Below are 12,940 nucleotides of genomic sequence, written 5' to 3' on the forward strand. Positions count from 1 at the left end.
CCTGGCGCGGTGACGTGAAGGATGGGGGAAAAGATCGCAGCCTTCTGCAACGCCGACAAACGAAGAATCTTACGGACTTCATTCTGCCAAGGACTGCTTCGCACTATTGGCTGCCCACAAACCCTGTAGGAGCGAGCGGGCGGCGGTCCTGCAGGATTGATTGGCGACTATAGGTGCGAACGGCTCTCCGAACGCAGCGATCCGAGGAACTCCCGATACAACCGTGCCGTATTGGCCGGTTGTTCGACCATCGGCATATGGCCAATGTGGTCCCAGATGTCCACGCGCAAATCAGCAATGCCTTTACTCCAGACCGCCACGCTGCTGACATCGATCAGACGGTCCTTGCGCCCCCACAGCAGCAGCGCCGGGCACTTGATGTCTGGGAGTTTGGGCTCCATCGGCGGGCTGGCGCGGAAGTCGTTGAAGATTTCTTCCAGCTCATCACGACTCTGTTCATAACGCTGGGCGATGGCGTCCAGCACCACGCCCGGCACCCACGGTGGCTCGGCCATGGTCATCGCGTAGAAGCGCTGGAATTCTTCCCGCGAGTTGATCAGAAACGGGTTGTGCCCCTTGGCCAGATGTCGCTCCAGGTCGCTGGCCTCGGGGGCGGTGACGCCAGCCGGGTCGATCAGGGCGACGGAGGCAATCCGGTCCGGGTACGTCGCCGCCAGCCACGCGGCGATGTAGCCGCCCATCGAATTGCCGATCACATGGACCTTTTCGACTCCGCAAACGTCCAGCAGCTGAATCATCCGCTTGGCCTGCAGCGGGATGTCATAGCCGCCACCGGCCTTGAAGCCGGTTTCGCCGTGACCGGCGATGTCCGGGATGATCACCCGATAGTTGCCGACAAAATGCCGGGCGAAGCGCAGCCAGATGTTCTTGTCGGCGCTGTAACCGTGCAGCATCAGCACACTGCTGGACGCTTCATAGGGCCCGCCTTGCCAGGTCGAGACGGTCATTTCCGTGATGGGTACGACGATTTTGTGCAGCCGATACAGCTTGGCTTCCAGGGCCATATTCAGGTCATAGAGCCAATAGCCGATGGCCGGGTAACTTAGCCAGCTCCAGGCCACAAAAACCGCGATAAGGACAACCAACACAAGCATCAGGCATCTTCCTTTTACGTGTTCAGGACAAAATGTGGTCGGCGGGTTTCAGTGCCCGGGTCAACCGGTGATAGCTGAAACTGAACCCCGGGAACATGGCGATCACATGACCGCTCTTGCTTTGATACCAACTGTGGCAGCCCCCGGACTTCCAGACGGTACGCTCCATTTCACGGTGGATCATCTCAGTGTAGGTACGTTCTGCCTCGGGGCGTACTTCGATGCTGCGCAAACCCTTTTCTTTCAGCGTGCGGATGCAATCGAGGATGTAATTCATCTGTGACTCGATGATGAACAGCGCCGAGGTGTGGCCGATGCCGGTATTGGGCCCGGTGACGATAAACAAGTTGGGGAAGTCCGGCAGGCTGGTGCCCAGATAAGCCCGCGGGTACTGGGCCCAGACGTCTTTGAGCCGGGTGCCGTTTTTACCGGTGACCGGGTAGGAAATCACCCCGTCGGTGGCGTCGTACCCGGTGGACCAGACGATCAGGTCCAGGTCGATGTGCTGACCGTCCTGGGTGACGATGCCGGTTTCGTCGATGGACGCGATGCCTTGTTCGCGGCTGTGCAGCGTCACGTTGCTGCGCCCGAGTGCCGGGTAGAGGGTGCTAGAGACGATCACTCGCTTGCAGCCGATGGTGAAGTCCGGTGTCAGTTTGCGGCGCAATTCGGGGTCAGGCACCTGGCGCTTGAGGAAGCGCAGGGCGTGTTGCTGGACCATGCGGATCGCCGGTTTCGAGTATTTGAAAGCAATCACCCGGGATTCGAACTGCCAGTAGAGCATCCAGCGCAGCAGTTTGTATGCCGGTTTGAGGCCCAGCAGCCAACGCTGGAAAGGCCCGAAGGTACGGTCGGCGCGGGGCAACACCCAGTGCGGCGTACGCTGGAACACATGCAGGTGCTCGACGTCTGGTGCAATGGTCGGAATGACCTGAGCCGCACTGGCGCCGCTGCCGACGATGGCGACACGTTTGTGCCGGTAATCGAAGGTGTGATCCCAGTTGTTGGTGTGAAACGTCTTGCCCTGGAAGCGTTCCTGGCCTTCGAAATGAGGCACCACCGGTTGACTCAGCGGCCCCGTCGCGTTGATCAGGAACTGCGCGTAAAACGTGCCTTTGGCGCCGGTGTGCACCGCCCAGCGCTGGTCGTCGGCGTCCCATTCGATGCGCTCGACATTGGCTTGCAGTTCGACCTTGTCCCGCAGGCCGAAGTGCTCCACCACGTACTGGGTGTAGTGATGCAGTTCAGCCTGGCCGGCGAACATTTGCGTCCAGCGGTAAGGGGCGAAGGACAGCGAATAGAGCGGCGAGGGCACATCGACGGCCGCGCCGGGGTAGGTGTTCTGGCACCAGGTGCCGCCAAAAAAGTCCCGTCGTTCCAGCAGGCGAAAATCGTCGATGCCTGCCTTGAGCAGATTGATCGCCGCGCACTGACCGCCAAAACCGCTGCCGATGATCAACACCTGAAAAGTCTGCATGGGTCTCCTTTATCGTTGTTTATCCAACTCTTCCTTCATGTATAGCCCAAACATGGCCGACAAAGACTGCGCAGGATTCAGGCTGCCCGCCGGTGATGGCTATTTAACGTTGCCCTGATAGACTCCCACTACACCCGCACCCCGTGTTTTTTCGGGTTCCGTTGTGTGACGCAGAGGCCCTTATGGGAAAAACGGGAGGAAAAGGGCTTTCACTGGCCAGAAGACTCTATACATCGCGAACCCTGGGCCTGGCCTTGGGCCTGTTGTGCGTAGGCGCGGCGATGTATCCACTCAACCCGGCGCCATGGGTCTGGGGGCTGATGGTGGTCAATGGCGTGCTCTGGCCGCATGTTGCCTATCAATGGGCGCGTCGGGCGAAGGTGCCGTTTCACGCCGAACATCGCAACATTCTCGTCGATGCCTTTCTCGGTGGATTCTGGGTCGCTGCCATGCAGTTCAATCCGCTGCCGAGCGCGGCGACGCTGTCCATGATGGCCATGAACAACGTGGCGATCGGCGGTTTGCGGTTCCTGCTGGTGGGCACGGTTGCGCAGATTCTCGGGGTGGGTGTCGGCCTGCTGGTGTTCACACCGGCCTTCGTTGCGCAAACCAGCCCGTTGCAGCTCTACGCCTGTCTGCCCTTGCTGAGCCTGTATCCGCTGGCGCTGGGCTGGATCTGTTTTCAACAGGCCACCACCCTGGGCCGCCAAAAACGCGAATTGCTGGCCCTGAGCCGTACCGACAGCCTCACCGGCCTGCTGAACCATGGCGCCTGGAAAGACCAGCTGGAAGTTGAATTCCAGCGTTGCCAACGCCAGCAGCAGGGCGGGGCGATTGCGTTGATCGACATCGACCATTTCAAGACCATCAATGACACCTACGGCCACGTCGCCGGGGACATCGTGCTGCGGCAACTGAGCAAGATGCTCAAGCAGAACCTGCGGGCGACCGATGTGGCGGGGCGCTATGGTGGCGACGAATTCTGCGTGCTCCTCCCGGATTTGCCCCTCGACAGCGCAGCGGCTGCCATGGACGCCTTGCGTGATCGCTTCGCGACCCTGGGCTACGAGCAGAACCCGGCGCTGAAAGTCAGCTTGAGCATTGGCCTGGCGGCATTCGACCCGTCACACACCGACGCCACGTTGTGGCTCAATGATGCCGACCAGGCGCTCTACCAAGCCAAGACCACCGGCCGCAACCGCGTGATCTACCGCATAGACGGCAAACCCCATCACGAGCTGCTCGACCCGGTCTGAGGGCCTGCACACATCCGCCTGCGGGATCGGCCTCAGGTTCGTGTGCGTCGCATTCGGTCTAGAGCCTTGCGCCGTAGTCAGGTAGGGTGTTTTTGACCCCCGACACGAAACAAGGATCGATTCATGACGCTCAATCTCCCTCGTTCCCTGCTGGCCACCAGCCTTGGCCTGACCCTCGCCCTCGGCGCATTCGCCCCTGCAGCCTTCGCCGAACCCCACAAACAAGTCCTCGCCGACGCCGAACAGTACAGGGGTGAAGCCCTGAAACTGTTGGAGCGTCTGGTAAACATCGACTCCGGTTCCGGCTATGAACCCGGCCTGACGCAAGTGCGCGACATCGCCATCGACGAGTTGAAAAAACTCGGCGCCACCATCGAACTGGTACCCAACACACCGGACAAAAGCAGCCACGTGATCGCGACCCTCAAAGGCACCGGCAAGGCGAAAATTCTGCTGATGGCGCACATGGACACCGTGTTCAAGGAAGGCTCGGCCGCCGAGCGCCCTTTTCATATCAAGGACGGCCGCGCCTACGGGCCGGGCGTGATGGACGACAAGGGCGGCATCGTCGCCGGGATCTACGCACTGAAAGTCCTGAAAAACCTCGACTTCAAGGACTACGCGCAAATTACCTTCCTGCTCGATGCCAGCGAAGAGACCGGCTCGGACATCGCCACCGACCTGATCAAGAAAACCGCCAAGGCCCACGACGTGACCCTCAACCTCGAACCGGGCCGCCCGGCGGATGGCCTGGTGGTGTGGCGCAAAGGCAGCGCGACGGCGGTGGTGGAAGTCAAAGGCAAAGCCGCACATGCCGGTGTTGCGCCGGAGCTGGGGCGTAACGCGGCGATGGAGGCGGCGCACCAGATTCTGCAACTCGGCAAACTGGGCGACGCCGAGAAGAAAACCACCATCAACTTCACCGTGATCAAGTCGGGCGATCGCACCAACGTGATTCCGGACCAGGCCACGGCCAAGGCCGACGTGCGGGCGGCGGTACCGGAAGAGTTCGACCGGATCGAGAAGGACCTGGCGCGGGTGTCCAAGGACAAGCTGATTCCTGATACCGAAGTCACCACCACGCTACAACGCGGTTTGCCACCGATGCCGCAAACGGCGGAATCGGATCGGCTGATGGCCATCGCTCAGGGAATTTACGGCGAGATCGGGCGCAAGTTGACGGAAGAAGGCAGCGGCGGGGCGGCAGACGCCAGCCTCTCGGCCGGGGTGGGTACGCCGACACTGGATGGGTTCGGGATTGTCGGCGGCAATATTCATACGCCTGAAGAATACGCGGAGGTAGAGAGCGTAGCGCCGCGGATTTATCTGCTGTCGCGGATGATCATGGAGTTGGCGAAGCGCTGAAAATTGTTCCCTGTGGCGAGGGGGCTTGCTCCCGCGGGACTGTGCAGCAGTCCTCCCCTTTTCGTGGGGCCGCTTCGCAGCCCAGCGGGACGGTGCGGCGATCCGACAAGCTCCCTCGCCACAGGGATTTTTGGTGTTAGTAAAATCGATGTCCTACAGCGCAACAAGCAGCAGCGCTATTCCTTCACACTCATGAACTCTTCCGCCCAACGGATATATTCCTCAGGCTGCGTATACGTATGAGTCAGCTCGGTAGCGCTCAAATCCGACGCCTGGGTAAAGATCTGCCGTTGTTCGCGCAGGCTGTCATACGTTGCCTTGATCGCCGCGAAGTACGCGCCATGACCATCAATGGTCACCCGCACGCCCAGTTCGGCCAGGCGTTTGTCATCGCGCAGCAGCGGGTTGCCGTAGGTGACCAGCATCAGTGGCACGCTCAGGTGTTCGGCAATCTGTTCGAGGTGATCGAAGTCCCGCACGCCCACCATGCAAATCCCGTCCGCACCGGCCTGCTGGTAATGACAGGTGCGGCTGATGACTTCCTGAACCGGCAGGATCCCGGCGTTGGTACGCGCGATGATCGCCATTTCCGAGTCGACCCGGGCTTCCAGTGCCGCGCGAATCTTGCCGACGCCTTCCGCCACGCCGATCAGGTCGGTGGATTTGCGGCCGAATTGCGCCGGCAGCAGGGTGTCTTCGATGGTCAGGGCGGCGATGCCGGCGCGTTCCAGTTCGACGATGGTGCGCATCACGTTGAGCGCGTTGCCATAGCCGTGGTCGGCGTCGGCGATGACTGGCAATTGGGCCACTCGTCCGATGCGCGTGGCCTGTTCGGCGAACTCGCTGAGAGTGATCAAGGCAAAGTCGGGAGCGCCCAGCACCTGCAACGAGGCAACAGAACCGCCGAGGATGCCCACTTCAAACCCCAGGTCAGCGGCAATGCGGGCCGACATCGGGTCGAAGACCGACGCCGTGTGATAGCAGGTGTTGGAAGCAAACAGCTCGCGGAAGTTACGGCGCAAATCTTGATGAGAAAGCCTGGACATATGAGTTCCACCAATACAAAGGAATGGAAAGGCTTGAGCAAAGGTGTCAACGCCGAAGGAACAAAAGGCTATCACGCGAAGGAGGGGAAGATGATGACGAATTTTGCTGGGGGCTCAGATAGACGCGGACCTCTGTGACGAGCGGGTTTACCTGTGGCGAGGGAGCTTGCTCCCGTTCGGCTGCACAGCAGTCGTAAACGATGGGGGCGGTGTGTCTGGAAAAATAGATTAGGGTGGCAGTTTTGGGGCCGCTTCGCAGCCCAACGGGAGCAAGCTCCCTCGCCACAGGTGAACCCACTCACCACAAGGGTGGGGGAGGACTCAGGATCTGATCACGCTGCCACCGCCTGCTGTTGCCGATTGGGTAACGGCACGGCCCGCACCGAGTTACCCGGTTGCAGTTGCAGGCGTTTGGCCGTGAGTCGGTCGACGACCAGGCTGTTGCCCACCAGCCTGGCCTGGGCGGTGGTGATGCGGCAGTTTTCCAGGCGGCGATTGTGGATCAGCCACACCGGGGCCTGCTCGTCGGGCGTGCCGATAGCCAAAACCAGCGGTTGGCTGTCGCGCACGGTGCGGATTTTCGCGACCGGGGCTTCGATCACCGGGCCTGCGTCGAAGATGTCGATGTAACCCTGATGCACAAAACCTTCGGCCTTGAGGATCTTCAGTGCCGGTTCGGTGTTTGGGTGGGCCTGGCCGATGACGGCCTGGGCCTGTTCGGTGAGCAGGCACGTGTAAAGCGGCTGGCGCGGCATCAGTTCGGCGATGAACGATTTGCTGCCCAGCCCCGACAAGTGATCGGCGTGGCTGAAATCCATCTTGAAGAAGTGCCGGCCCAGGCTGTCCCAGAACGGTGAACAGCCGTGTTCGTCGGCGCTGCCGCGCAGTTCGGCGATGAGTTTGTCGCCGAACAGGTGCGGGAACTCGGCCACGAACAGCAAGCGCCCCAGGGACAGCAATCGACCGTTGCTGCCGTGGCGTTGATCGGGGCGCAGGAACAGCGAGCAGATTTCCGATTGCCCGGTCATTTCATTATTCAGGAACAGCGTCGGAATCTGCCGTTGAATACCCAGGTCCGGCGACGAACTGACGGTCAGCCCGACCCGATAGTTGTACCAGGGTTCACGCAGGCCAACGGCACCGGCCAGCGCACTGATGCCGACCACTTGCTGATCGTCATCTTCCAGCACGAACAGGTAATCGGCATCGGCACGCTCGACCTGCTCGGCGAAGGTCCGCTGGGCCCAGCGCACCCGGTGCACCAGGCGTTCTTCGTTGGCCGGCAGGGTGGTAAACCCGGGGCCGGCCTGTTGCACCAGATCCATCAAGGCGGGCAGGTCGGTGATGCGAACCGGGCGGACAATCATGATGCAGCTCCTTCTTCGCGCCAGTTCGGGCGCTGTCGTTGGGCATGGGGCCGGGTGCTGCTCACAGGGCAATCAGCCGGATCGGGCTGCCATCGGTGACGTTCAGGGCGGCACACATCTCGGCGCTCAACTCCACCGGTTGCCCGGCCTGGACATTCAACTCGGCGACGATCGCGCGATAGTCCTTCAGCGCGTCATTGCTCACCAGGTAACGGCCGCACGCATCGATCAGTGAAGCCCGTTGCGCCGTGCCGGTCTGGCTTTGGGCGATGGAGAGAATGTTCGAGGTGCGCGCGTACAGCGTCGGCCCACCGTCAAACAGGTCGATGTAGCTGTTGGTTTCAAATCCCTCACGCTCAAGAATATCGAAGGCCTCCTGGCCATCGGGGTGGATCCGGCCGATGCAATCCTGCGCAGCCTGGGGCAGCATCGGCACGTAGATCGGGTATTGCGGCATCAGTTCGGCGAGGAAGGTCCGGCTCTCCAGACCGCAGAGCCGCTCGGCTTCGGCGTAGGGCAGGTCGAAGAAATGCTTGCCGAGCGCATCCCAGAACGGTGATTGCGCCTCCTCGGTGCTGAAGCCGACGATCTCGGTGATCACCGCTTGCGCAAAACGCTGCGAATGGGCGGCAATGAACAACAGGCGCGCCCGGGACAGCAACTCCGAAAACGCTGTGCGCACCAGCGCTGTTTCGATGTGAAAGCCCCGTAGCAAGGTGTGGCCGCTGAGGTCCTGACACAACGACAACGCCGGTACGCCGTGCTCGATGTTCAGCTCCCGGGAGGCGCTGGTGAAGTGACGGTTGCGCAAACTGTAGAACGGTTCGTTGAAACCGGCGGTGGCAAGGATCTCCGAGCACCCCACCAGACGCCGGGCCGCGAGATCCTCCAGCACGAAGAAATAGTTCTCCGGGCCATGACCTTCCACGTCTTTGTCGAACGAGGCGCAGGAGTCGAGAATCCTCAGGCGCAGGCGTTCAGTGTCATCCGGCAAGGACGTGACTCCGACCAGGCTGTCGCGCGCCAGTTGCTGTAACTGGGGCAGGTCGGCTAACTCGACTGGGCGTAAGACCAGCATGGATGTACTCCTGTATCAAAGGGTTCGGCGCTGTGTGCCGAACCTGACTATCACTGTCGGTTTCCACGCATTAAATCGGCGGTCGCCTGATTTCTTGTCAGACGCCGCTCTTTTTCTTGTCAGCCGTTGCTCGGGTCGGGCAACGCTGTGCTGGCGCCTAGTTTGTTGAGGAAAAACAGATACACCAGGCCCAGGGCAATCCAGATCAGTCCGAGTTTTTGTGCATCGACCCCCATGTTGTACATGATGGCCGCGACGATGATGAAGCCAACCACCGGGCAGACCAGGTGACGGATCACCTGGCCGGACTTCTGCCGACGCCAGTAGTAATTGATCACGGTCAGGTGCAGCAACATGAAACCGCTCAGCGCGCCGAAGTTCACCAGCGAAGTGAGGGTGTCCACCGAGTTGATGAACAGGTAGCAGATCACCAGCGACAGCACCGCTACGAGGTAAATGCTCAGGTAGGGGGTGTTGTGTTTCGGGTGAACCTTGGCCAGCACTTTCGGCAGCTTGCCGTCCCGGGCCATGCCGAACAGCAGACGCGATACCGCCGCTTGCGAGGTGATGGCAACCGCCACGCCCCAGGCCAGGGCGGTGGCCACGCCAGTCAGGGTTGCCAGCCAGCTGCCGGCAGCGATTTCGGCGATTTCATAGAACGCGGTGTCGGCGGAGGTGAAGCCCATGCCGGCCGCCAGGTCTGTGGCAATCCAGGTTTGCACGACGAAGATCACGCCCATCACCAGCAGCGTAATCAGCGCTGCCTTGCCGACGCTGCGGCCAGGGTCGCCCTTGATTTCTTCGGCGAGGGTGGAGATCGCATCGAAACCGAGGAAGGACAGGACCGCAATCGACACGGCTTGCATCAGCAGGGCGAAATTGAAGGTGTCCGGGTTGTACAGCGGCGCCAGGGTCAGTTGACCGTTACCGCCGCCGCTGTGCAGCGCATTCCAGGCGTAGAACAGGAAGATCCCCAGCACCACCAGTTGCGCCAGAAGAAAGACAATGTTCATGCGGGCAGTGAATGTAATCCCCCGCAGGTTGACGAAGGTCGCGCTGACCAGAAACGCCAGAATGAAACCGACCTTGGGAATGTCGGGGTAAAGGTGATTCAGCGCCATGGCCGCGTACACGTAGAGCAGCGGTGGAATCAGCAGGTAATCGAGCAGCATCAGCCAGCCGGCGATAAACCCGACATGGGGGTTGAGGCCGCGTTGCGCGTAGGAATACACCGAGCCGGCAATCGGAAAGGCCCGCGCCATGCTGCCGTAACTCAGGGCGGTGAACAGCATCGCCACCATGCCGATGATGTAGGCCAGCGGCACCATGCCGGGTGCTTCGGCGTTGACGTAACCGTACACACCGAACGGGGCGATGGGGATCATGAAGATCATCCCGTACACCACCAGGTCAGTCAGCGACAGGCTACGTTGCAACTCTTGCTTGTAGCCGAATTCTTCTAATTCCATGAAGCCCTACTCCTTGGGATGAAAGCAGCTGCATGCTGCGGGTTTGACGCGATTTCTTACAACAGCGGAGCCAGATAACCTGCCCAGCGACTGACGTTTTCAGCGGTGCGCAGCAGATCGTTGCGCACCTCGATCAACACCGATTCCAGTCCCCGTGCATCGCCGTGGACCGGCACGGTCATGTCGCCCAGCGGGTTGATTTTGTACGGCTCATTACTGGCAACCTTCAAGGGGTGCTGGCTCAACCCGTCAATCAATCGTTGGGCATAGTCCCTGGCTTCGCCAAACAGCACGCCGACTTCCAGCGCGCGCGGTTGGCCGTGGAAAACCGGGGTGAAACTGTGAATGCCGACCACCCGGACCGGCTGCCCTTGGGCGATTCGTTGGTCGATCAAGGTTTGCAGCCGGGCATGAAACGGCTTGAACAGGCATTCGCGGCGGTACTCGCGCGTGACTTCGTCCAGATCCCGATTACCCGGTATCGGATAAATCTCGCTCTGCAGCGGGATGCTGTCCGGGGCATGGGGCGGGCGGTTGAGGTCAATCAAGAGTCGTGAGTAATTGGCCGCCAGCAACGTCGCCCCCAGTGCCTGGGACAAACCTTCAGCAAGCGCCAGCGCACCAATATCCCATGCGATATGCTCGCGGGCCGCGTCGTGACTCAGGCCCAGGTCATTCAACCCGGGTGGAATAAAACGGCTGGCGTGTTCACACACCAGAATCAACGGGTGCGCCGAGTCTTCGCGGCTCAGGGTGTACGCGGGCTCGGTGTACTGGCCAAGTTCAGCGGATTCAGTACAGGCGTGCATAGTGCTCACAGCGTTCGGCGGGGGACAGCTGTTCCGTCAGCGTCAGTTCCTCGGTTTTAAGGGCGAACCAGGTGTCCATCAACGCGCTCGGCAGGGCTTCGATCAGCGCCTCGCTGTTGCGCAGGCACTCGAGCGCCTCGGCAAGGGAGGCGGGCAGGGCGACGATGCCGTGGGCCTGGCGTTGTTCTTCGTTCAGGGAATCGGGGATTTCATCGGTGATCGCGTTCAAGGCCAGGCGTTGCTCGATGCCCAGGCGACCGGCGATCAGCAGCGCGGCCATCGCCAGGTGCGGCGACGCCGTGGCGTCCATGGCGCGAAATTCCAGGTTGTATTGCGCCGCCACCGATTTGCCGCCCAGGCTCACGGTCGGGCAGATCCGCAGCGCCGCTTCGCGGTTGCGCTGGCCGAGGCAGGCGTAGGAGGCGCTCCAGTGATGCGGCTGCAAGCGCTCGTAGGACACCGGTGTCGGTGCGGTAAACGCGCACAGCGCTGGCAAGTAATGCAGGATGCCGGCGGCCCAGTGCTGGCCGAGGGTCGACAGGCCATTGATCGTGCCGGCGTCGTACATCAGCGGTTGGCCGTCCAGATCCAACAGGCTGACATGCAGATGGACGCCGTTGCACACGGCATGCTCGGACGTCTTCGGCGCGAAGCTCACGTCCAGGGCCATCTGCCGGGCGATCTCGCGGGTGATCTCGCGCACGTTCACCGCACGGTCCGCAGCGGCCACGCCGAGGGCGGGGCGGCAGGTGATTTCGTATTGATGCTTGCCGTATTCGGGCAGGAACATTTCCGGTTCGACGCCACCGGCGCGCAGGGCGCTGAGCAGCCAGCCACCGAACTCGGCGCCCTGACGCTGGGCCTCAAGGGAGAACGCCAGCTGATCGGCCGCGCCGCTGCTCAGGTTGAATTCATGTTCGAACGCGGCGTTGACCTGCAAGCCCAATTCGGCGCGATACCGCTGCACTTCATTGCGCAACAACGTGCGTGGGCAGGCGCCCCACGGGCGGCCATCGGTTTCGTGAATGTCGCTGTGGATGAAGTCCAGCGCCGGGGCCGCGGCATCCGGGCCGTTACTGACTGTCACCCGGCTGCTCAGGTCGGGAATCAGCCGCAGATCGCCATAGGCGCCCCACGGGTTGGTGGAGGCGATGATGTCTTGCGGAGTCAGGGCGCTGTTGGCCGGCACCCAGCCGCAGCCCGTCGCCAGGTAATGTTCAAGTTCGTCCGTGGGAAACGAACGGCCACGGGTCACGCCGATCAAGTCGGTGGTGACAAGGGTGGTCATGGGCAGCGGCGACAGGCGTTCGCTCATGCTTGCATCTCCTGCAACCGGCCGAGCACGGTCTGGGTGTCGGTGATCCAGCAGTAACCCTTGATCGCGTTCAGGCAGGCTTGATGACGCTCCGGCGTGTAGGTCGCGCAGGCATCCTCCACTAGCGTCACCAGGTAACCACGGTCGGCGGCGTCACGCACCGCCATGTCCACGCACTGGTCGGTGACGATGCCGGCGATGATCAGGTGCCGCGTTTCAAGGTTGCGCAACACGTAGTCGATGTTGGTGGAGTTGAAGACCCCGGAAGAAGTCTTGGGCAAGACGATTTCGTTTTCTGTCGGCGTCAGGTCGTCGATGATCCGCGCCTGGGGGCTGCCCTTGGCCAAGTGCATGTCCGAGAGCTTGTGGTCCAGCGAGCGGTCGCGGCCATCGGCGGTCAGGCTTTCGATGATCGTGTGCAGCACATTTTGCTGCGCGCTGCGAAAGGCACTGAGCAATCGGCGTTGATTGGGCACCACCTGCATGTGGGTGCGGGTCAGGAAGTACTCGCCATCCGGTCCGTTGAGGTGCGGGTCGAACTGCGGTTCGAGCCAGGCACGCTGCATGTCCACCAGCAACAGCGCGGTGTGATCGGCAGTGAACGGCAAGTCCCGGGGCGAGTGGTGGGGGAGCGTGAACATCC

At 61.5% G+C, this 12,940-nt stretch carries 11 protein-coding genes; 2 read left to right on the plus strand and 9 right to left on the minus strand.

What is annotated here, in order from left to right; translation table 11 throughout:
• Window positions 1-167: 167 nt before the first annotated feature.
• Window positions 168-1,115 carry an alpha/beta fold hydrolase gene (locus BLU63_RS23790; RefSeq protein ID WP_010455571.1) on the minus strand — a complete coding sequence of 316 codons (948 nt, stop codon included), beginning with the start codon at window positions 1,113-1,115 and terminating at the stop codon, window positions 168-170.
• 22 nt (window positions 1,116-1,137) lie between these two features.
• Window positions 1,138-2,592, minus strand: coding sequence for a flavin-containing monooxygenase (locus tag BLU63_RS23795; protein WP_083376399.1), 1,455 nt, complete (start codon window positions 2,590-2,592; stop codon window positions 1,138-1,140).
• A gap of 182 nt (window positions 2,593-2,774) precedes the next feature.
• Between BLU63_RS23795 and BLU63_RS23800 the strand changes: the two genes are divergently transcribed.
• Window positions 2,775-3,848, plus strand: coding sequence for a diguanylate cyclase (locus BLU63_RS23800; RefSeq protein ID WP_083376400.1), 1,074 nt, complete (start codon window positions 2,775-2,777; stop codon window positions 3,846-3,848).
• 123 nt (window positions 3,849-3,971) lie between these two features.
• A complete protein-coding gene (locus BLU63_RS23805) occupies window positions 3,972-5,213 on the plus strand; it encodes a M20/M25/M40 family metallo-hydrolase (protein WP_083376401.1) in 1,242 nt (413 codons plus the stop codon).
• Window positions 5,214-5,389: 176 nt separating this feature from the next.
• Here BLU63_RS23805 and BLU63_RS23810 read toward each other — a convergent pair whose 3' ends face one another.
• The 7 genes from BLU63_RS23810 to BLU63_RS23840 form a co-directional block, all read right to left on the minus strand.
• Entirely contained in the window at window positions 5,390-6,259 is an 870-nt protein-coding gene (locus BLU63_RS23810; protein WP_010455567.1) for an isocitrate lyase/PEP mutase family protein, read from the minus strand.
• A 332-nt stretch (window positions 6,260-6,591) separates the two neighbouring features.
• Window positions 6,592-7,626: an arginine N-succinyltransferase gene (gene astA, locus BLU63_RS23815; protein ID WP_010455566.1), complete on the minus strand. Its 1,035-nt coding sequence runs from the start codon at window positions 7,624-7,626 to the stop codon at window positions 6,592-6,594.
• Window positions 7,627-7,687: 61 nt separating this feature from the next.
• Window positions 7,688-8,704: an arginine N-succinyltransferase gene (locus tag BLU63_RS23820; RefSeq protein WP_083376402.1), complete on the minus strand. Its 1,017-nt coding sequence runs from the start codon at window positions 8,702-8,704 to the stop codon at window positions 7,688-7,690.
• Window positions 8,705-8,823: 119 nt separating this feature from the next.
• Window positions 8,824-10,173, minus strand: a complete 1,350-nt coding sequence (locus tag BLU63_RS23825) for an APC family permease (protein ID WP_077749072.1) — start codon at window positions 10,171-10,173, stop codon at window positions 8,824-8,826.
• A 56-nt stretch (window positions 10,174-10,229) separates the two neighbouring features.
• A complete protein-coding gene (locus tag BLU63_RS23830) occupies window positions 10,230-10,982 on the minus strand; it encodes an N-formylglutamate amidohydrolase (RefSeq protein ID WP_083376403.1) in 753 nt (250 codons plus the stop codon).
• Window positions 10,966-12,297 (minus strand): glutamine synthetase family protein, encoded by a 1,332-nt coding sequence (locus BLU63_RS23835; RefSeq protein WP_077749074.1) that lies wholly within the window; start codon window positions 12,295-12,297, stop codon window positions 10,966-10,968. Before BLU63_RS23835 ends, BLU63_RS23830 begins: the two co-directional genes overlap by 17 nt.
• Window positions 12,294-12,938, minus strand: coding sequence for an isochorismatase family cysteine hydrolase (locus tag BLU63_RS23840; RefSeq protein WP_010455557.1), 645 nt, complete (start codon window positions 12,936-12,938; stop codon window positions 12,294-12,296). Before BLU63_RS23840 ends, BLU63_RS23835 begins: the two co-directional genes overlap by 4 nt.
• Window positions 12,939-12,940 lie beyond the last annotated feature (2 nt).

The organism is Pseudomonas mandelii (assembly GCF_900106065.1).
GTDB classification, from domain to species: domain Bacteria; phylum Pseudomonadota; class Gammaproteobacteria; order Pseudomonadales; family Pseudomonadaceae; genus Aquipseudomonas; species Aquipseudomonas mandelii.

Bases quoted from the DNA above. Each gene is read 5' to 3' on its own strand.
- BLU63_RS23790 (WP_010455571.1), bottom strand. From the start codon at position 1,115: ATGCTTGTGTTGGTTGTCCTTATCGCGGTTTTTGTGGCCTGGAGCTGG.
- BLU63_RS23795 (WP_083376399.1), bottom strand. From the start codon at position 2,592: ATGCAGACTTTTCAGGTGTTGATCATCGGCAGCGGTTTTGGCGGTCAG.
- BLU63_RS23800 (WP_083376400.1), top strand. From the start codon at position 2,775: ATGGGAAAAACGGGAGGAAAAGGGCTTTCACTGGCCAGAAGACTCTAT.
- BLU63_RS23805 (WP_083376401.1), top strand. From the start codon at position 3,972: ATGACGCTCAATCTCCCTCGTTCCCTGCTGGCCACCAGCCTTGGCCTG.
- BLU63_RS23810 (WP_010455567.1), bottom strand. From the start codon at position 6,259: ATGTCCAGGCTTTCTCATCAAGATTTGCGCCGTAACTTCCGCGAGCTG.
- astA (WP_010455566.1), bottom strand. From the start codon at position 7,626: ATGATTGTCCGCCCGGTTCGCATCACCGACCTGCCCGCCTTGATGGAT.
- BLU63_RS23820 (WP_083376402.1), bottom strand. From the start codon at position 8,704: ATGCTGGTCTTACGCCCAGTCGAGTTAGCCGACCTGCCCCAGTTACAG.
- BLU63_RS23825 (WP_077749072.1), bottom strand. From the start codon at position 10,173: ATGGAATTAGAAGAATTCGGCTACAAGCAAGAGTTGCAACGTAGCCTG.
- BLU63_RS23830 (WP_083376403.1), bottom strand. From the start codon at position 10,982: ATGCACGCCTGTACTGAATCCGCTGAACTTGGCCAGTACACCGAGCCC.
- BLU63_RS23835 (WP_077749074.1), bottom strand. From the start codon at position 12,297: ATGAGCGAACGCCTGTCGCCGCTGCCCATGACCACCCTTGTCACCACC.
- BLU63_RS23840 (WP_010455557.1), bottom strand. From the start codon at position 12,938: ATGTTCACGCTCCCCCACCACTCGCCCCGGGACTTGCCGTTCACTGCC.